The sequence below is a fragment of the Thioalkalivibrio sp. ALgr3 genome, from assembly GCF_000377325.1.
GTDB lineage: Bacteria > Pseudomonadota > Gammaproteobacteria > Ectothiorhodospirales > Ectothiorhodospiraceae > Thioalkalivibrio.
This window is the reverse complement of record NZ_KB897981.1, coordinates 1-18,810: the sequence shown is the minus strand read 5'-3', so window position 1 is coordinate 18,810 and position 18,810 is coordinate 1. Positions and strand designations below refer to the sequence as shown.

The 18,810-nt window shown below is 68.6% G+C and carries 16 protein-coding genes and 1 tRNA gene; 11 read left to right on the top strand and 6 right to left on the bottom strand.

Annotated features, from left to right (window positions below; all coding sequences use genetic code 11):
• Positions 1 to 7 precede the first annotated feature (7 nt).
• Positions 8 to 1,453: a ribosome biogenesis GTPase Der gene (gene der, locus C998_RS0108265; RefSeq protein WP_018870391.1), complete on the top strand. Its 1,446-nt coding sequence runs from the start codon at positions 8 to 10 to the stop codon at positions 1,451 to 1,453.
• A complete protein-coding gene (locus C998_RS0108260) occupies positions 1,437 to 2,609 on the top strand; it encodes an aminotransferase class I/II-fold pyridoxal phosphate-dependent enzyme (protein ID WP_018870390.1) in 1,173 nt (390 codons plus the stop codon). Before der ends, C998_RS0108260 begins: the two co-directional genes overlap by 17 nt.
• Positions 2,610 to 2,639: 30 nt before the next feature.
• Here the strand turns inward: C998_RS0108260 and C998_RS0108255 are convergent, their stop codons facing one another.
• Both C998_RS0108255 and queF read right to left on the bottom strand, forming a co-directional pair.
• A complete protein-coding gene (locus C998_RS0108255) occupies positions 2,640 to 3,953 on the bottom strand; it encodes an FGGY-family carbohydrate kinase (protein WP_018870389.1) in 1,314 nt (437 codons plus the stop codon).
• Between the two features lie 7 nt (positions 3,954 to 3,960).
• A complete protein-coding gene (gene queF / locus C998_RS0108250) occupies positions 3,961 to 4,383 on the bottom strand; it encodes a preQ(1) synthase (protein ID WP_018870388.1) in 423 nt (140 codons plus the stop codon).
• A gap of 158 nt (positions 4,384 to 4,541) precedes the next feature.
• On the opposite strand from queF, the gene smc reads away from it, so the two are divergent.
• From smc to C998_RS0108225, 5 genes are read left to right on the top strand one after another with little or no spacing between them, the layout of a single operon-like run.
• Entirely contained in the window at positions 4,542 to 8,057 is a 3,516-nt protein-coding gene (gene smc, locus C998_RS0108245) for a chromosome segregation protein SMC (protein WP_018870387.1), read from the top strand.
• Between the two features lie 31 nt (positions 8,058 to 8,088).
• Entirely contained in the window at positions 8,089 to 9,276 is a 1,188-nt protein-coding gene (zipA, locus tag C998_RS0108240; RefSeq protein WP_018870386.1) for a cell division protein ZipA, read from the top strand.
• Positions 9,273 to 11,402 carry an NAD-dependent DNA ligase LigA gene (ligA, locus tag C998_RS0108235; protein ID WP_018870385.1) on the top strand — a complete coding sequence of 710 codons (2,130 nt, stop codon included), beginning with the start codon at positions 9,273 to 9,275 and terminating at the stop codon, positions 11,400 to 11,402. Before zipA ends, ligA begins: the two co-directional genes overlap by 4 nt.
• Positions 11,395 to 11,787 carry an HI0074 family nucleotidyltransferase substrate-binding subunit gene (locus C998_RS0108230; protein WP_018870384.1) on the top strand — a complete coding sequence of 131 codons (393 nt, stop codon included), beginning with the start codon at positions 11,395 to 11,397 and terminating at the stop codon, positions 11,785 to 11,787. The genes ligA and C998_RS0108230 overlap by 8 nt, the downstream gene beginning before the upstream one ends.
• Positions 11,780 to 12,100, top strand: coding sequence for a nucleotidyltransferase family protein (locus C998_RS0108225; protein WP_018870383.1), 321 nt, complete (start codon positions 11,780 to 11,782; stop codon positions 12,098 to 12,100). The genes C998_RS0108230 and C998_RS0108225 overlap by 8 nt, the downstream gene beginning before the upstream one ends.
• On the opposite strand, the gene C998_RS0108220 is transcribed toward C998_RS0108225, so the two are convergent.
• Positions 12,097 to 12,948, bottom strand: coding sequence for an ion transporter (locus C998_RS0108220; protein ID WP_018870382.1), 852 nt, complete (start codon positions 12,946 to 12,948; stop codon positions 12,097 to 12,099). The two genes, C998_RS0108225 and C998_RS0108220, sit on opposite strands and share 4 nt — an antisense overlap.
• A gap of 119 nt (positions 12,949 to 13,067) precedes the next feature.
• Here C998_RS0108220 and C998_RS0108215 point away from each other — a divergent pair, with 119 nt between their 5' ends.
• Positions 13,068 to 13,658 carry a cyclopropane-fatty-acyl-phospholipid synthase family protein gene (locus C998_RS0108215; protein ID WP_018870381.1) on the top strand — a complete coding sequence of 197 codons (591 nt, stop codon included), beginning with the start codon at positions 13,068 to 13,070 and terminating at the stop codon, positions 13,656 to 13,658.
• Between the two features lie 19 nt (positions 13,659 to 13,677).
• Here C998_RS0108215 and C998_RS0108210 read toward each other — a convergent pair whose 3' ends face one another.
• From C998_RS0108210 to C998_RS0108200, 3 genes are all read right to left on the bottom strand, one after another.
• Positions 13,678 to 15,246: a phospholipase D family protein gene (locus C998_RS0108210; RefSeq protein ID WP_038081857.1), complete on the bottom strand. Its 1,569-nt coding sequence runs from the start codon at positions 15,244 to 15,246 to the stop codon at positions 13,678 to 13,680.
• A gap of 97 nt (positions 15,247 to 15,343) precedes the next feature.
• Positions 15,344 to 15,420: transfer RNA gene (locus C998_RS0108205), tRNA-Val, on the bottom strand.
• A gap of 265 nt (positions 15,421 to 15,685) precedes the next feature.
• Positions 15,686 to 15,895, bottom strand: coding sequence for a CopG family transcriptional regulator (locus C998_RS0108200; RefSeq protein ID WP_018870379.1), 210 nt, complete (start codon positions 15,893 to 15,895; stop codon positions 15,686 to 15,688).
• 158 nt (positions 15,896 to 16,053) lie between these two features.
• Between C998_RS0108200 and C998_RS0108195 the strand changes: the two genes are divergently transcribed.
• From C998_RS0108195 to C998_RS0108185, 3 genes are read left to right on the top strand one after another with little or no spacing between them, the layout of a single operon-like run.
• The gene (locus C998_RS0108195; RefSeq protein WP_018870378.1) at positions 16,054 to 16,275 is read left to right on the top strand and encodes a hypothetical protein; all 222 of its coding nucleotides are present in this window, start codon (positions 16,054 to 16,056) and stop codon (positions 16,273 to 16,275) included.
• A complete protein-coding gene (locus tag C998_RS0108190; RefSeq protein WP_081617422.1) occupies positions 16,268 to 17,506 on the top strand; it encodes a site-specific integrase in 1,239 nt (412 codons plus the stop codon). Before C998_RS0108195 ends, C998_RS0108190 begins: the two co-directional genes overlap by 8 nt.
• Positions 17,496 to 18,464, top strand: coding sequence for a hypothetical protein (locus tag C998_RS0108185; RefSeq protein ID WP_018870376.1), 969 nt, complete (start codon positions 17,496 to 17,498; stop codon positions 18,462 to 18,464). The genes C998_RS0108190 and C998_RS0108185 overlap by 11 nt, the downstream gene beginning before the upstream one ends.
• The last annotated feature ends 346 nt before the right edge of the window (positions 18,465 to 18,810 follow it).

Below are 18,810 nucleotides of genomic sequence, written 5' to 3'. Positions count from 1 at the left end.
TCCCCTCATGATCCCCGTCATCGCGCTGGTCGGCCGCCCGAATGTGGGCAAGTCGACCCTGTTCAATCAGCTCACCCGCTCGCGCGACGCGCTGGTCGCGGACATGCCCGGTCTGACCCGCGACCGCCAGTACGGAATCGGCCGGGTGGGCGAGTTTCCCTACATGGTGGTGGACACCGGCGGCCTGTCCGGCGAGGAAGAAGGGGTCGACCGGGCCATGGCCGAACAGACCCGCCGCGCGGTCGCCGAGGCCGATCACGTGCTGTTCCTGGTGGATGCGCGTGACGGTCTGACGCCGCAGGACGAGGCGATCGCCGAGCAGCTGCGTGCCAGTGGCGTGCGTGCCCGGGTCATCGTCAACAAGACCGACGGCCTGGATGCCGACGTGGTCAGCGCGGAGTTCCACGCCCTGGCCCTGGGCGATGTCACCCCGATCGCCGCGACCCACGGTCGCGGCGTTCGCGGCCTGATGCAGGCCGTGCGGGAAGACGTGGCCCGGGATCGGGAAGCGGCAGGCGGTGAAGGCGAGGGCGCCGGCGACGGCCTCGACGTGGACGCCCAGCAGGCCGCGCTGGACGACTGGCCGGGTATCCGTGTTGCGGTGGTGGGGCGGCCCAATGCCGGCAAGTCCACCCTGGTCAACCGCATCCTCGGGGATGAACGGGTAGTCGCCACCGACGTGGCGGGCACCACCCGCGACAGCATCTTCGTGCCGTTCACGCGCGAGGACCAGGACTACACCCTGATCGACACTGCGGGGGTGCGGCGCCGCGCCCGGGTCCACGAGACCGTCGAGAAGTTCAGCGTGGTCAAGACCCTGCAGGCGATCGAGGCCGCGCACGTGGTGATCATGGTGATTGATGCCCGTGCCGGCCTGTCGGATCAGGACGCCCACCTGCTGGGGCTGGTGATCGATGCCGGCCGTGCGCTGGTGGTGGCCGTGAACAAGTGGGACGGCATGGACCCGGACGATCGTGAGTGGGTCCGGTCCGAGATGCAGCGTCGTCTCGGCTTCGTCGATTACGCGCGCATGCGCCTGATCTCGGCCCTGCACGGCACCAACGTCGGGCACCTGCTGGACGACGTGCGCGAGGCCCACGCCAGTGCGTTCGTGGACATCTCCACCCCGGAGCTGACCCGGTTGCTGGAAGCCGCGGTGGCCGAGCATGCGCCGCCGCTGGTCAGCGGGCGGCGGATCAAGCTGCGCTATGCGCACCAGGGCGGGCAGAACCCGCCGGTGATCGTGGTCCACGGCAATCAGACCGACCGTCTGCCCGGGGCCTACAAGCGCTATCTGGAGAACTTCTTCCGCCGTCAGCTGAAGCTGGTGGGGACGCCCCTGCGGCTGGAGTTCCGTTCCGGAAAGAACCCCTATGCCGGCCGGCGCAACAAACTCACGCCGCGCCAGCAGCAGAAACGCAAAAGGTTGATGCGTCATGTCCGCAAGCGCTGAGCCCGCCCTGTCGGATTTTGCGCAGGTGGTCGAGCCGTTCCGCGTGATGGACATCCTCGACCGCGCCCAGGCGGCCGAGCGCGCCGGCCGCGACATCATCCATCTGGAGGTCGGCGAGCCGGATTTCGTGACCCCGCGTGGTGTGGTGTCCGCCGGCGAGATCGCCCTGGCCGCCGGGGAAACCCGCTACACGCCGGCGCACGGGCGCGAAAAACTGCGCCGGGCGATCGCGCAGGACTACCGCAACCGCCACGCGGCCGAAGTGGACCCGGAACGGGTCGTGGTCACGTCCGGGGCCTCGGCGGCCATCCTGCTGGCGCTGGCGGCCGGCGTGAATCCCGGGGAGGAGGTGCTGCTGCCGGACCCGGGCTACGCCTGCAACCGGCAGTTCGTCGCGGCCCGGGGTGCGCGGCCCCGGCCCCTGGTGGTGTCGGCCGAGGACGCCTGGCAGCCAACCGCCGACGCGGTGGCCGCGGCCTGGAGCGACACGACCCGCGCCGTGCTGCTGGCGTCGCCGGCCAACCCCACCGGCACCTGCCTGTCGCGCGAGACCCTCGCGGAGATCGTGGCGGTGGTGGAGGCCCGCGGCGGGCTGGTGATCATGGACGAGATCTACGGCCAGCTGGTATTCGGCGAGCCCGAGCGCAGTGCCGCGGCCCTGCACCCGAACGTGGTGGTGATCAACAGCTTCTCCAAGTATTTCGCCATGACCGGCTGGCGCCTGGGCTGGATGGTGGTACCGCCCTCGTGGGTCGATCCGGTCCGCCGCCTGGCGCAGAACCTGTTCGTGGCGCCCTCCAGCGTGGCCCAGGCGGCGGCGATGTTCGCCTTCGAACCGGACACCGAAGCGGAACTGCAGCAGCGGGTGCGCGAGCTCGAAAGCCGCCGCGACTTCCTGCTGCAGGCCCTGCCGGAACTCGGCCTGGAGGTGCGCGCACGTCCCGAAGGGGCGTTCTACATCTATGCCGACTGCAGTGCCCATGGCGCGGATTCCGAGGCCCTGTGCGCCCGCATCCTCGACGAGGCGGGCGTCGCGCTGACGCCGGGGACCGATTTCAGTCCATCCGATGGCGCGCGCCATCTGCGCATCGCCTATACCCAGAGCGAGGCCCGGCTGCGCGAGGCGGTCGAGCGCCTGCGCAGCGTGCTGACCTGACCCGGGCGTAGAGCCGGGCCCGTCTCCGGGTCAGGCCGGAGCCGGTTCCTGCAGCGCCGCGAGCGCGGTGCCCCGCGCCAGACGGGCAGTACCGACCGCGGCCTCGTCGTCCGCTGCCATGCTTACTTCGACCCCGAGGATGCGCGCCCGGATCCGGCTCCAGGCGGGGCTGCGCGCGCCACCGCCGAGGGTCACCACGCGCTGCAGCGCGGGCGCGCCCAGTTCCCGCAGCCGTGCATAGCCGTCGCGTTCGATGCGCGCGATCCCTTCGAACAGCCCCTGCAGAAAGCGCGCATCGTCCGTCGGGCGGGGCTCCATGCGGGGCGGCAGATCCGGATCGTTGACGGGGAAGCGTTCGCCGGGGCCGGGGAGCGGGAGATAGTCCAGGCCGCTGTCGCGCTCCGGATCCAGGGCCGCACCCAGCCGCTCCAGATCTGCATCGTCGAAGAACTGCTGCAGCACGGCCCCGCCGCTGTGCGACGCACCGCCGGCCAGCCAGCGATCCCCGAGGCGGTGGCTGTACACCCCCAGTTCCGGCGCGAACAGCGGCCGCGGAGAGAGCTGCTTGAGTGCCAGCGTCGAGCCCAGGCTGGTGACGCCCGTGGCGGTATCCGCGACCCCGGCGGCGAGGAAACCGGCGATCGAGTCGGTGGTGCCCGCGACTACCCGCGAGGCCGGATTCAGGCCGAGGTTCGCGGCCAGTGCCGGGTCCACCGGGCCCAGCGGGGTGCCCGCCGGCACCACCTCGGGCAGCAGGCCGGTCTCGTCGCCGAGCTCGCGGAGCAGCCATTCCGGCCAGCGGCGCCGGACCACGTCGTAGCCCAGCTTGAGGGCATTGTTCTCGTCCATGCGGTCGTAGCGCCCGCGCAGGCGGCCGGCCAGCCAGTCGGCCGGGTGCAGCACGCGGCGCACGCCGGAGAGCCCGTGCTCGCCGCGCAGCCACAGGAGCTTGGCGGCGGAACTGGAGGCCGAGTGGACCGCGGCCTCGGGCGGGGCCAGGCGTGCCAGGCGGGGCACTGCCGGGGCCGCCCGGCGGTCGTCGTACATCAGCGCCGGGTGGAGCGGGTGGCCCTGTTCGTCGGTACAGAGCAGGGTACCCGAGGTGCCGTCCACGGCGATGGCGGCGGGTTCACCCTCCAGGCCGTCGGTCAGCTCTGCCAGCACCCCCTGCAGCGCATCCCACCAGTGCTCCGGCTCCTGTTCGTGCAGTGGACCGTCATGCCGGATACCGGCGGGTTCCAGCGCGCGGCTGGCGGTGGCGCGGCGCCCTCCGTCGGGGTCCAGCAGCACGCCGCGCACCCCCGAGGTGCCGACGTCCAGTCCGATGGCCCGGGGCGGATGCACGGCGATGTCAGTATTCGGTGCCCTGCGGGCTGCGCGTCGGCGGCGGCAGGGTCACGCTCTCCGGCGGGGTCCAGCCCTCCTGACGGTGTTCCGCGACCACCGTGGTGTAGATCCCGCCGCGCACGTAGAAGTTGGCGGTCAGGCGCATGAACCGCGGATCGGTCGCGGCCACCAGGTCGTTGAGGATCTGGTTGGTCACGGCCTCGTGGAACGCCCCTTCGTTGCGGAACGACCACATGTAGTTCTTCAGCGACTTCAGCTCCACGCAGCGCTGGTCCGCCACGTACTGCAGATGCAGCTCGGCGAAGTCCGGCTGCCCCGTCGCCGGGCACAGGCAGGTGAACTCCGGGATCCGGATGTAGATCGCGAAGTTGTTGTCCGGGGAGGGGTTGTCGAAGGTGTCCAGGGTCTTGCTCGGCTGGCTGGGCATGAATGCGTTCTCGTGTTTCGGCTGTTTTAGCGTGCGCGGTTGGAGAAGTGGATCGCGCGCGAGTTCCCTTCGGGGTCACGCGGGGTCACGTTCGACCTGTAAGCGTGTACCATTCTACGCCCGTACACCCCAGGCTGCGGAACACCCAGGATACCGACGTGCGCCTTGCCCGAATCAAGCTGGCCGGCTTCAAGTCCTTCGTGGACCCCACCACCCTGGTGCTGCCCGGCAACCGGGTAGGCGTGGTGGGGCCCAACGGCTGCGGCAAGTCGAACACCATCGACGCCGTGCGCTGGGTGATGGGCGAATCCTCGGCCAAGCATCTGCGCGGGGATTCCGGCGAGGACGTGATCTTCAACGGCTCCTCCAGCCGCAAGCCCGTGGGGCAGGCCAGCATCGAGCTGGTGTTCGACAACTCGGAGGGTCGCCTGGGGGGCGAGTACAGCGCCTATACCGAGATCGGGGTGAAGCGTGCCCTGACCCGCGACGGGCAGTCGAAGTACTACCTGAACGGCCATCGCGCGCGCAAGCGCGACATCGTGGATCTGTTCCTGGGTACCGGCCTGGGGCCGCGCAGCTACGCCATCATCGAGCAGGGCATGATCGCGCGGCTGATCGAGGCGCGTCCGGAGGACCTGCGCACCTATCTGGAAGAGGCGGCCGGGATCTCCAGATACAAGGAACGCCGGCGCGAGACCGAGAACCGCGTGCGCCACACGCGCGAAAACCTGGAGCGCCTGGACGACCTGCGCGAGGAGGTGGGCAAGCAGGCGGAGCGGCTGAATCGGCAGGCGGCGACCGCGGAGCGCTACCAGCAGCTGGCCGCGGATCGCCGGCGCAAGCGGGCCGAGGCGATCCTGCTGCGGCTGCAGGCGGAAGAGGCCGCGCTGGAAAGCCGCCGCGCCGAGCTGTCCGCCGCCGAGACCGAACTCGCCCGGCTGCAGGCCGAGGCGCAGAACGCGCGCACCCGCTCCGAGACCCTGCGCCAGCAGCGCGTGGACCGCGAGGCGGCGGTGTCCGAGGCGCAGAGCGCGTACTACGATCGCGCCGCCGAGGTCTCGCGCCTGGAGCAGTCGATTCGCCATGCCGAGGCCGAACTGGAGCGCGAGACGCGCGAACTGGAGGACCTGGACACGCGCATCCGCACGGCGGGCGAGCAGCAGGATGCGGTGGCCGGGCGCATCCGCGAGGCGGAGCGCGAATGCGAGCGCCTGCGCGAAGCGCTGGAGAATGCGGAACGCGAACAGCAGCGCCTGGAGGCCGCCGCCGAGGAGGCCGAACAGGCGGACCAGGCGGCGCGCGAGGCCCAGCAGGAATGGGAGCGCAATCTGGCCGAACCGCGTCAGGCCGCGCAGGTGGCCCGTTCGCGCATGGACAGCGCCGAACAGACCCGCCAGCGCCTTGCGCGCCGGCGCGAGAAACTGGAATCCGAAAAGGCCGCACTGCCGCAGACCCATCCGGGCGAGGAGGCCGAGCGCGTGGAGGGCGAGCTCGCCGGGCTGCGCGAGGCCCTGGAATCCGAGCAGGCGCGCAGTGCCGAGGCGCGCGCCGAGCTGGAACGTCTGGAGGCGGAGCAGGCGGAGGAACAGGAACAGGCCCATGCCGTGGAGCGCGAGCACCGCGAGGTGGCCGGGCGCCTGGCCGGGCTGGAATCCTTCGGTGGCGAGGCCGATCCCGAGGCGACTCGCAAGCGGCGCGAGGAATGGGCCCGGCGCCACGGTATCGATGCCGGTCGCCCGCTGGTTCAGGCGCTGGAGGTCGAGGACGGCTGGGATACCGCGGTTGAGGCGGTGCTGGGGAGCTGGCTGGAAGCCGAGGTGCCCGAAGGTGCCGGCGATCCCCTGGGGCTGGAGGCCGCGGCTCTGTCCGATCTGCCCGAGGCGCCGCTGCGCCGCCTGGATGGCACGGCGTCCGCCGAGCCGGTACCCGACGACAGCCTGGCCGCGCGGGTGCGCGGTCCGGCAGCCGTGCGGCGCTGGCTGGCCGGCATCTACTGCGCCGCCGATGCGCAGGCGGCGCGCGAGCGGGCCCGGGACTGTGGCCCGAGCGAGAGCGTGATCACCCCCGGCGGGACCTGGCTGGGCCCGGGCTGGCTGGCCCATGGCACGCTGGAAGCCGAAGTCAGCGGGGCGGTCGCGCGGGTGCGTCTGGCACGCGAGCTGGAGCAGCAGCGCGATGCCCTGCAGGAGCGCGGCCGGGCGCTGGAGGCTTCACTGGCGGGGCGCAGGGAGCGCATCGGCGAGGCGCGCGAGGCCCGCGACGCGGTGGACGCGCGGATCGCGGAACAGCGCAAGCAGGTGCAGGAGGGCGAGAACCGCGTGCAGCGGTTGCACGATCAGGCGCGCCAACTGGAACAGCAGCAGGCGCGCATCGACCGCGAGCTGGAAGAAGTTGCCGAGGAGGACGAACGCGTACGCACCCAGTTCGACGAGGCCGAGGCCGAACGTAATCGGGCACTCGAGCGTCTGGAGGGTCTGGAGGCCGATCGCGAAGCCGTGGAGGCCCGGGTGGCCGCGACCCGCGAGGCCCGTCAGCAGGCACGCGAGCAGGCCCGTTCGGCACGCGATGCCGCGGGCAAGGCACGCCTGGCCGAGCAGGAGGCGCGCCATCGGCTGGAGCGCGAACAGAGCGAGCGGGAACGCCTGGAACGCCAGCTGAGCGAGGATCGCGAGCGTCAGGGACGCCTGCGCGAGGGTCTGGAGGGCCGCCGTGCCCCGCTGGAACAGTGGAAGAAGGACCTGCAGGCGGCGGCCGAGGCGCGTCAGGCCGCCGAGAGCGCGCTGACCGCCGCGCGCGGCCAGCTGGACGAGTGCGATCATGCCCTGCGCGAGGTGGCCGGCGAGCTGACGGAGCTGGAGCAGCGGGTGGAGCAGCAGCGTTCCACCTGCGAGGAATACCGGCTGGACCAGCGTTCACGGGCCACGCAGCTGGAACAGCTGCGCGAACAGCTGCAGGAATCCGGATTCGACGCGCGCGAGCTGGCGGCCGAGCTGCCGGAAGACGCCGGCGTGGAGGCCTGGGACCGGGCGATCGCCGAGCTGGACCGGGCGATCGAGAAGCTCGGGCCGATCAACCTGGCGGCGATCGACGAGGCCCGCGAGCTGGAAGAACGTCAGCGCTATCTGGAGGAACAGCACGCCGATCTGATCGAGGCGCTGGAGACCCTGGAGGCGGCGATGCAGCGCATCGACCGCGAGACCCGCACGCTGTTCCGCGAGACCTTCGACAAGGTCAACGCCGGGCTGGGGGAGAAGTTCCAGCGTCTGTTCGGCGGCGGCGAGGCGCGCCTGGAGATGACCGGCGACGACCTGCTGGATACCGGCGTGGCGATCATGGCGCGTCCGCCGGGCAAGCGCCTGTCCACCATCCATCTGATGTCCGGGGGTGAGAAGGCGCTCACGGCTTCGGCGCTGGTATTCGCCATCTTCGAGCTGAATCCGGCACCCTTCTGCATGCTGGACGAGGTGGATGCGCCGCTGGACGAGGCCAACGTGGGGCGTTTCGGCGAGCTCCTGCGGGAGATGTCGGAGCGGATCCAGTTCATCTTTATCACCCACAACAAGTCGACCATGTCCATGGCGGAACAGCTGATCGGCGTTACCATGCACGAACCGGGCGTGTCGCGTCTGGTCAGTGTGGACGTCGACGAGGCCGTGGAAATGGCCGGGGCCTGACGGCGCCGGGCGCAACGAGCGAGGAATTTTCGTGGACTGGATGCGGTTGAGTCTGCTGCTGCTGGGAATCGTCCTGATCGCGGGGATCTGGATCACGCACCGCATGCGCACGCGTGCGCGCGAGCGTGACGAGGCCGATGACGCCGGCGACTGGGCCGATGATGCGGTGCATATCCGTGCCGGCGCGCCCGATCCGCTGGACGAGAGTCCCCGCGTGACCGGCGGACGGCGCGAGCCGCATCTCGGCGTGACCTCGCCGGGCCCGGATGCGGAGCCCGATCCGGATGATCCGTTCGAGGCCGCGCCGCGCGGGTCGACCTCCGCGCAGGAACCGGTCAACGACATCTACGGCGTGCTGGAGGACGAAGAGCCCGGCGCCGGGGCCGCCGACCATGGTGCGTCCGGCCCGCGCGGGTTCGAAACCGATTACGGCGGTGACCTGCGGGCGGCGCCCGAACCCGAACCCGAGCCCGACCCCGAGTCCGGGCGCCGGGCGGCTCCGGGTCGCCAGCGTCGCCGGAGCCCGAAGCCGTCGCCCGGCGAACGCCTGATTGCCGTCGGTCGCCAGGGCCTGGACGCCGTGCGCGCACGCATGCCGGGAGGCGGACGCAAGTCGCGTGGCCCGGTCGGCGAACGCTTGGACCCGGACCACGAGGTGGATCCGGATCTGATCGAGGAGCCGGACCGGCCGGATCCGGAATCGCTGGGCGAATACGTGTCCGATCCGTGGAAGGCGGGCGAAAACCCGCGCGCCGCGTCCGCCTCGCTGCAGGAGAAGATCCTGCTGCTGCACGTGGTCGCGCCCCGGAACAAGCCCTTCACCGGCGTGGCGCTGGGCGCCGCGCTGGATCGCGCCGGTCTCAAGCCCGGGGCGATGGACATCTACCACTACCATGAACCCGCCAGCGACAAACGGCAGCCGCTGTTTTCGGTGGCCAACATGGTGGCGCCGGGCACCCTGCGTGACGAGGACCTGGCGGACATGATGACCCCCGGCGTCACCCTGTTCACCCAGGTGCACTACAGTGCCCATCCGCAGCGTGCGTTCGAGGCACTGCTGGAGAACGCGCACGCGCTGGCACGCGACCTCGGGGGCACCATCCTGGACGCGCAGCAGTCGACGGCGACGAACCAGACCCTGGCGCACATGCGCGAGGACCTGAACCAGTGGCTGCTGCGCAACCGGCCCGACATCCTCCGTCGCGGGAGGACGCAATGAGCGCCGACCGCGAGCGCCTGGAGGCGCTGCGCCGACAGATCGAACACCACAACCGGCGCTACTACGTCCACGACGATCCCGAGATCTCGGATACCGAATACGACGAGCTCCTGCGCGAGCTCGAGGCGCTGGAGGCCGCGCATCCCGAATGGATCACCCCGGACTCGCCGACCCAGCGCGTGGGCGCGCAGCCGGCCGAGGGCTTCGCGACGGTGCGTCACCGCCTGCCGATGCTGTCGCTGGCCAACGGTTTCGAGGCGGACGAGATCCACGACTTCGACCGGCGGGTACGCGAGCGCCTGGCGCGCGACACCGGTGATCCGGCACGTGCCGAACAGGCCGTCACCTACATGGCCGAGCCCAAGCTGGACGGGCTGGCGATTTCGCTGCTGTTCGAGGACGGAGTGCTGGTGCGCGCCGCCACCCGCGGCGACGGCGAGACCGGCGAGGACGTGACCGCCAACATGCGCACCGTGCGCCCGGTGCCGCTGCGCCTGGATCCGGCCGGGGCGCAGGGCGTGGGGGGCACGATCCCGGCCGTGCTGGAGGTGCGCGGCGAGGTGTTCATGCGCCGGGCCGATTTCCTGCGCCTCAACGAGGGCCTGGAGGCCGAAGGGCAGCGCGGTTTCATGAACCCGCGCAACGCCGCCGCCGGCAGCCTGCGCCAGCTGGACCCGAAGGTGACGGCCCGGCGGCCGCTGAGTTTCTTTGCCTATTCCGTGGGGCATGTCGAGGGCGGGGCGCTGCCGGGGCGGCAGTCGGCGGTGCTGGACGCCCTGCGCGATCTCGGCCTGCCGGTGTGTCCGGAGCGCCGCGTGGTGACCGGGGTGGCGGGCTGCCTGGGCTATTACGAGGATCTGGCCGCGCGCCGGCGCGATCTGGATTACGAGATCGACGGCATCGTGTACAAGGTGGACGATCTGGCCGACCAGCAGGTGCTGGGGTTCGTGTCGCGGGCCCCGCGCTGGGCGATCGCGCACAAGTTCCCGGCCGAGGAGCGGACCACCACGCTGCGTGACGTGGCGTTCAACGTCGGGCGGACCGGTGCCCTGACCCCGGTGGCGCGGCTGGAGCCGGTGCTGGTGGGCGGCGTGATGGTGTCCAACGCCGGGCTGCACAACATGGACGAGGTGGAGCGCAAGGATATCCGCATTGGCGACCGCGTGATCGTGCGCCGCGCCGGCGACGTGATCCCCGAGGTGGTCGGTCGCGCCGGTGGTGAGCGGCCGGCGGAAACCCGCCCGATCGAGCTTCCGGCCGCCTGCCCCGAGTGCGGCTCGCACGTGGAGCGCCCGGAAGGCGAAGTGGTGGCGCGCTGCACCGGCGGGCTGGTCTGCCCGGCGCAGCGGCGCGAGGCGCTCAAGCACTTTGTGTCGCGCCGCGCGATGGACATCGAGGGCTTCGGCGAGAAGCTGATCGAGCAGCTGGTCGACAACGGCCGGGTACGCACCCCGGCGGAGCTGTTCGCGCTGGACACGGAGACCCTGCAGCAGCTGGAACGGGTGGGGCCGAAACTGGCCGACAACCTGGTGCGCGCGCTGGAGACCGCGCGCGAGACCACGCTGGCGCGCTTCATCTTTGCCCTCGGTATCCGCGAAGTCGGCGAAGTCACCGCGCAGGCCCTGGCCGGCCATTTCCGCGACCTGGATGCGCTGATGGTGGCGGATGCCGAGACCCTGCAGTCGATCCCGGACGTGGGGCCGGTGGTGGCCGAACACATCGTGCATTTCTTCGCCGAGCCGCATAACCGCGAGGTGGTTGAAGCCCTGCGTGCGGCCGGCGTGCACTGGCCGGAACCGGAGCCGGCGGCGGCCCCGCCCGGCGACGCCGGGGACGAGGCCGCGCAGGCCCCGCTGGCGGGCCGCACGTTCGTACTCACCGGGACCCTGGAGGAGATGAGCCGCGACGAGGCGCGCGCGCGCCTGGAGGCGCTGGGCGCCAGGATCACCGGCTCGGTGTCGAAGAAGACCAGCGCGGTCATCGCGGGGGCCGACCCCGGTTCCAAGGTCGCAAAGGCCGAATCGCTGGGCGTCCCGGTGCTGGGCCCGGAGGAACTGGCCCGGCTGCTGGCGGGCGAGGATCTGCTGGCCGAGCCGGAAGCCACGGAAGGGGCAGTGCATGAGTGACGGTCTGCTGGTGACCCCGCTGCGCGACGCGGCCGCCTTGCTGGAGCGGGCGCTGGCGCAGCCGAAGGACGAGTTCATGCGCGATGCGACCATCCAGCGCTTCGAATACAGCTTCGACCTGGCGTGGAAGCTGCTGCAGCGGCGGCTGGTCGAGGATGAAGGGCGCGAGGCGGTGATGCCGCTCAGTCGTCGGGAGCTGTTTCGTCTGGCGGCAACGCGGCAGTTGATCGAGGATGCCGCGCCGTGGTTTGCCTTTCACAAGGCGCGCAACATGACCTCCCACACCTATAACGAGGCCGTGGCGGAAGAGGTGTACGAGGTTGCGCGAAGGTTTCTGCCCGCCGTGCAGGCCCTGATCGAGAAGCTGGAGCATCCGGATGGTTGATCTTGCGCCGGCTCAGCGGGAGGTGGTGGAGCGTCTCGTGCACCGGCATCTGCCCGCGGGGACACGGGTGTGGCTGTTCGGCTCGCGCGCTACCGGGCACAGCGTGCCCGCTTCGGATCTGGACCTGCTGGTGGATGCCGGCGAGGCCCTGGATTTCGCGATCCTCGGGGAACTGGAGGCCGACCTCGCCGAGTCGGACCTGCCGTTTCCGGTGGATGTGGTGGATCTGCACCGTATATCGGAGGCGTTCGCGGCCCGCATCCGGCCCGAATGCGTGCCGCTGTCGGAGACCGGGACCGGGGAGGCCGGCTAGCGTCCGTCGCGCGCTCGCTGTTCCAGCAGGTTCTGCATCCGGGACAGGCGTTCCTGCAGCGCGCCGGTCTCCTCGTGCAGGGCCTGCAGTTCGTTGTGCAGGGCCTTGTTTTCCTCGTGAACGCTATCGTGGATGGCCTGCTTTTCGATTTCCACCGCGCGGTCGTGCATGCGCTGCATCGCATCCACGATGATGGCGATGAACAGGTTGAGCACGGTGAACGTGGCGATCAGTATGAACGGCACGAAGAACGCCCAGGCCCAGGGGTGCTCCTCCATGACGGGCCGGGCCACGTCTTCCGACCAGCCCTCCAGGGTCATGACCTGGAACAGGCTGTACATGGTCGCGCCGAGACTGCCGAACATCTCGGGATGCGTTTCGCGGAACAGCCCGGTGGCGATGATCGCGAACACGTAGAAGATCAGCAGCAACAGCCCGATGATGGAGATGATCCCCGGGATCGCGCGCAGCAGCGCCTCGACGATGAAGCGCAGCTTGGGCACCAGCGAGACCAGACGCAGCAGACGCAGCACGCGCAGCACCGAGAACGGGCCGGTAGCCGGGATCAGCGCGATGCCAACGACGAAGAAATCGAACACGTTCCAGGGGTTGCGCCAGAACCGCAGGCGGTAGACGAACATCTTGGTCAGGACCTCGACGGTGAAGATCGACAGGATGATCACGTCGGCGCTGTTGATCACGGGGCCGATCGCCTGCATCACCGCATGCGAGGTTTCGAGCCCCAGGGTCAGGGCGTTCAGCAGGATCAGTCCGATGATGAAGCGCTGGGTGTAATTGGCTTCGATCAGGGCCGTCAGGCGGCCGCGCAGGGTTACGGTCTCGGTCATGGTGGCCTGGTCGTGAAAACGAACGTATGAAGAAGCAATCGGGTGACTGCCGGGCGCGCAAAGAGTAGGGCAAACCCGCGCGCCCGGCAATGGAGCCCGGAACATGCAAGGAGTTGATGATGTGGGATGATCGTTATTCAACGGAGGAATTCGCCTACGGCACCGAGCCGAACGACTTCCTGCGCGAGGCCGTGGCCACCCTGCCGCCCGGAGATGCGCTGTGCCTGGGCGAGGGCGAGGGGCGCAACGCGGTGTATCTGGCCGAACAGGGCTTCGACGTGACCGCGGTCGACAGCTCCCTGGTGGGCCTGCGCAAGGCCGAACGGCTGGCGGCCGAGCGCGGGGTGAGTATCCGGACCGAGGTCGCCGATCTGGCGGACTACCGCATTGATCCCGAAAGCTGGGATGTGATCGTGTCGATCTACTGTCACGTGCCACCGGAGATCCGTCGCCGTGTGCATGCCGATGTCGTGCAGGGGCTGCGCCCCGGCGGGACTTTCATCCTCGAGGCGTACACGCCGGCACAGCTGGCGCACGGCACCGGTGGCCCGCCGGTGGAAGAATTGATGATGGACCTGAACGCGCTCAGCGAGGAACTCGATGGCCTCGAGTTCGACTACGCCCACGAGCTGGAGCGCGAGGTGATCGAAGGGGTTTATCACACCGGTCGCGGCGCGGTGGTGCAGGTCGTCGGCCGGCGTCCGTCCTGAGCGGGCTTGCCCGCGGGGATTACAGCAGGCTCTCCACCGGGAACAGGATGGTGAGATCCGAAAGGATCTGACGCATGTGGCCGGCCTTGGGATCGCGCCGCCACGTGCGGCCCTGGTCGTCGCTCCAGATCAGGTTGTCCTCGGCGTCCAGCTCGACCCGGTAGGCGAACTCGGGCTGGATAATCCGCTCGTGCAGGTCCACGACCTGGCCGACCAGCGCCGGTTCGCGCAGGAACACCCCGGATTCGGTATTGCTGTAGGCCGAACGCGGATCGAGGTTGTAGGAGCCGACGAACGCCTCGTGGCCGTCCATCACGAACGCCTTGGTGTGCAGGCTGGTCTGCGACGAGCCCAGGCCCCAGCGCCTTGCCCGTTCCTCGCCGTTGGGCAGGGCGGTGGGACGCAGCTCGTGCAGCTCCACGCCGCCCTGCAGCAGGGTCGGTCGGCGGCGTGAATATCCGCTGTGGGTGAACACCACATCATTGGAGGCCAGCGAGTTGGTCAGCACGCTGATACGAACCCCACGCTCCGCCATCTCGATCAGTTCCCGGGTGCCCCGCCGCTGTGGGACGAAATAGGGCGTGATGATGCGCAGCTCGTTGCGTACCCCGGAAAAGCGGGCCCGCAGCGCCGGGGTGACCCCGCCATCCCGCTCGGGATCGAAACCCGCGGTATCCAGCGCCTTGGCGGGCGGGTCCACCACGAAGTCCGCCGCCGCGGTCCAGACATAGGCCTCGTCATCGTCGATATGTCCGGGGGGCAGGCGCCCGGCCGGGGCCTTCTGCAGCAGCGGGTGGTCGTTCTGTGTCGACAGCCATGCCTGCAGGGCCTCGCGATGCTCCTGTAGCCGGGGCGGATCCGGGAGGCGCGAGACCACGCGCTGGATGCCGATCGCACCCTGGCTGTTCCAGAAATCGTGGAACGAGGCCTCCACCTCGGCGGCCATCGGCCCGACGATCGCCACGTCCAGATCCGCGAAGTTGTATTCCGGGCTGGCCTCGAAGTACTCGTCGCCGATGTTGCGCCCGCCGATGATCGCCAGGTGGCCGTCGACCACCCAGGCCTTGTTGTGCATGCGCCGGTTGAGCTGAACGCCCCGGGTCAGGAACTCCAGTCCCTTGCCGAGCATCCCGTGACGGGTGCGGAAGGGATTGAACAGGCGGATGTCGATGTTGGGGTGCTGATCGACGGCGGCGAGGATGTCGTCGCGGCCGCGGGCATCGATGTCGTCCAGCAGTACCGAGACGTTGACCCCGCGGTCGGCCGCGCGCAGCAGCTCGCCGAGAAGGGCCCGGCCGGCGGCATCGTTGCGCCAGATGTAGTACTGAATGCTCAGCCGATCCTCGGCCTTGCGCGCGCTGAAGGCCCGCCACTGGAAGGCCTCGACACCATCATCCAGCAGACGGAATCCGGATTCCCCCGGGGATGCGTCCACCCGGGGCGTGATCCATTCGGCGAGGGGGCCTTCGTCGGCCGGTGCGGCGGGCGGATTCGCGGGGCGGTCATCGCGTGGTTCCAGCGACGCACAGCCGGAGGCCAGCAACAGCACCGCAAGCCCCGTTACCAACGCCCTGAGCCTGGACTCCATGTCTGACCGCCCCGATCTCCGGCAGCCCGACCCGATGTACGGGTTCCGGGCGAAAAAAAGGCGAGCCGGACCAGGTCGGGCTCGCCTTTCACAAATCTGGTAGGCGCGAGTGGACTCGAACCACCGACCCCCACCATGTCAAGGTGGTGCTCTAACCAACTGAGCTACGCGCCTGTCGTGTCCGAGACGCGTATTCTACAGCGTCTTTCGGGTGTGTCAAAGGATGCTGTAAGTATCGGATTAGTTGAGCTATTTCGAGCGGCATTCTGGCTATTGTGGCACATGTCGCGTTGATCATGGACTGCCCGGTTCCGGATGGGTCATCGCTGGTTCTGCTGCCTGGGCCTTGTGTGGGCCTTACATGTGCCTAGATCGAACGGGGCTGGGCCGATTCGGTGCCGAGGTGGAAGCGCAGAAGTGAGTACCACCGAGTTGGGCCTTAACGGTCGTTCGATGACTCCGAGGGCGGGTGGCCATCTCTGGCACGGCGCTCCAGAAATTCCTCGATCGCCATCCGAACGACATCCGAGCGTGTCGGGATATTCGGGAACTGATCCCTGAGATCGGAGCGGCATTCATCCAGGCGGTCGAGCGTCTCGTCGTCCAGCCGGATGTTCACCTGCTTCTGATGGGTCTTGGAGGGTTTCATGGAGAGATCCGTCGTCGGCTTCGATTCCGGGCAGTATACCCGCGCGTCCGTATAGCCGTATAGCGAATAGCGCCTATTTACTTGACTTCATCGTATAGCCGCTATACACTTAAGACATGGCCGTATAGCGGCTATACATCGACAAAAGGAGATGAATGATGACTTATCTGAGTTCGGCAGAGCTTGCCGAGAAGCTTCACCTCAATCCTCGCTACGTCAACAACGTCCTGCGGCATGAGTGCCTCTCGGAAGGACGGCACTACGTCCGGCCGTTCGGGCGCCGCAAGGTGCTCTACATCTGGGAAACGATCGAAGAGGACATGTTCACCGATGCGGTGGCCGCGATCCCGATGGCCAACGGAGGTAAGACCAATGGGTAGTGTTCGAGTAAGGAAGGAAACGGGCCGCCTGTTTCTGGACTTCGTGTACCAGGGGGTTCGCTGCCGGGAGTACACGGCCATGACCGACACGGTTGCGAACCGAAAGCGGGTCGCGAAACTGCTGGAGCGGGTGGAGGCTGAAATCCGGGTAGGGGTCTTCGATTACGCCAAGACCTTCCCGAACAGCCGCAATGCGCAGCGCTTCGCGCAGCCGGATGCGGTTGTGCCGCAGGATAGCGGTCCCGAGGCGTCCGCGGATCAGCCCACGATGCGGGAGTTCAGTGACACCTGGTTCGCGGAAAACGCTCCGCTGTGGAAGCCCTCGTACCAGACGAAGGTAACCGACATCCTGTCGAAGCACGTGGTCCCGCAGTTCGGGGACCGAAAGGTCGGCGACATCCAGAAATCCGAAATTCTCCAGTATCGCGCAGAACTCGCCAAAGTGAACCGCGATACCGGGAAGGCGCTGTCCGCGTCTCGGATCAACCAGATTCTGAACGTAACGAAGCAGATTCTGGAGGAAGCCGCCGACCGCTTTGACTTTAACACGCCGTTTCAGGGCATCAAGCCCATGCGAATCGGGCGTTCGCAGGTGGATCCGTTCTCTCTGGAGGAGGTGCAGCGGTTCCTGGACGCCGCGCCGCCGGAGTGGCGCGGGTATTTCCTGGTCCGCTTCTTCACCGGTATGCGGACCTCGGAGATCGACGGGCTGAAGTGGGACTGCGTCGACTTCGATCGTCGGGAGATCCTGGTGCAGTCGGCCCGGGTGCAGGGCGAGGAGACCACGACCAAGACCGACGGGTCGACGCGGACGATCCAGATGTCCGAAGTGGTGTACCGCGCGCTGATGGAGGAACGCGAGGCCATGCGTCAGCGCCCGCAGACCCACCGCAGCCGCTACGTGTTTTCCACCCGGTACGGGTACCCGATCGCCTACCGCAACGTGAACAACCGGGTCTGGTACCCGACGCTGAAGAAGGCCGGACTCAAGCGCCGGAATCCCTATCAGACGCGGCACACGGCCGCGACCCTGTGGCTGGCGGCCGGCGAGAGCCCGGAATGGATTGCCCGGCAGATGGGGCATTCCAACACCAAGATGCTGTTCACGGTGTATTCGCGCTACGTGCCCAACCTGACGCGCCAGGACGGGTCCGCCATCGACCAGCTCCTGCGCATGCGCCTGCAGGGCGGGACGGTCGACAGCAGCACGGAGGTGGAACATGAAGGCTGAAACCGTGGAAGACCTCAAGATGTTCGTGGAGCTCGACGACATCGCCTGCCACGAACCGGTGGACCTGTCGGCACGAGTGGAGATCTTCGAAAAAGGGACGGCACCGAGCGGTGAGCCGTACCTGAGGCTGCGCCTGTATGACTCTTCCGGATGGGTCGGGGCGTTTGCCCGGTGCGGTGACTGGGCCGGCCACGGTCTGGTGGACGGCCAGCTCCGGGATCTCTCGCTGCACACGGCGGACACGCCCAAAGGGCAACGGGTGCTGGTCGCGCACCCGGATTACGGTCAACCACCGTGCGAACGGGATGCGCTGGATCTTCTTCCGGCGCACCGGGCGCCGAATCCGGAGGACTTGGGCCGCCTGATTGATCTAGTTGAAGGCCTGGAGACCGAAGGCTATCGAGCGTTCGTTCGGGACGTCTTTTCTGACCCTGATTTCGCCATCAGCTTCGTGACCGGCACCGCCTCGGGCCGCTGTCATCATGCGGAGCGGGGCGGTCTGCTGAATCACAGCCTGGAAGTGGCCGAAGCGGTCTCCGTGGCCACCGAGCGGATGAGCGTGGCGACCTGCATCCGGGAAGCCGGCATCCTGCTGGCGCTCTTTCACGATGTGGGGAAGTGCGCCGTCCCGGATGCGCACCGTATTCCGGAAAAGCGCCACGAGCGGCTGATCGAATATCACCTGCAGGAACCCATGGCCGCGCTGCGGAAGCGGGACCGGGATGCGCATGACGCGCTCTGGCTCACCATCGCCGCCTACCGCAGCGGCGAGACCTATGGTGCGCCGATGGCGGCCCTGGTTCAGGGGCTCGACCAGTGCAGCGCTCAGGCGGATGTTGCGCAGCGGGCACTTCGGGCGGGTCGTAAGGGGTACTGGCATCGGTTCTGCGGCGGGCGCCCGGTATGGATGCCCCCGAGAGATCCCGAACGCCCGGCCGGCTGGCTGGGGAGTACTTGAAGGGCTGTAGGAAGAGGCGGGGCAGGTCCCCGCCTTTTCGCGTTTGGGGGGCGCCGGGTATTTTCGCTTCGTTCCGACAGTACCCAAGCGCCGTAGAGAGTTGATGGGTAGGCAGAAGTAACCCTATTCGCTCCAATTTGGCCGACGTGCGTTCGCGGCGAAGTTGCCAAGCCCCGTGGGTGCGGACACCAGCTCTTGGATCCAATAACCGGGCAGCTGTGGAGAGCCTCAATTCCACCCCGGCCAGAAGCCGGGGAACACGCCGGCGAGACCGGCGGCCTTGGCGTCGGTCATGCTGCTTCAATTCCACCCCGGCCAGAAACCGGGGAACACGCGACGGTCGACT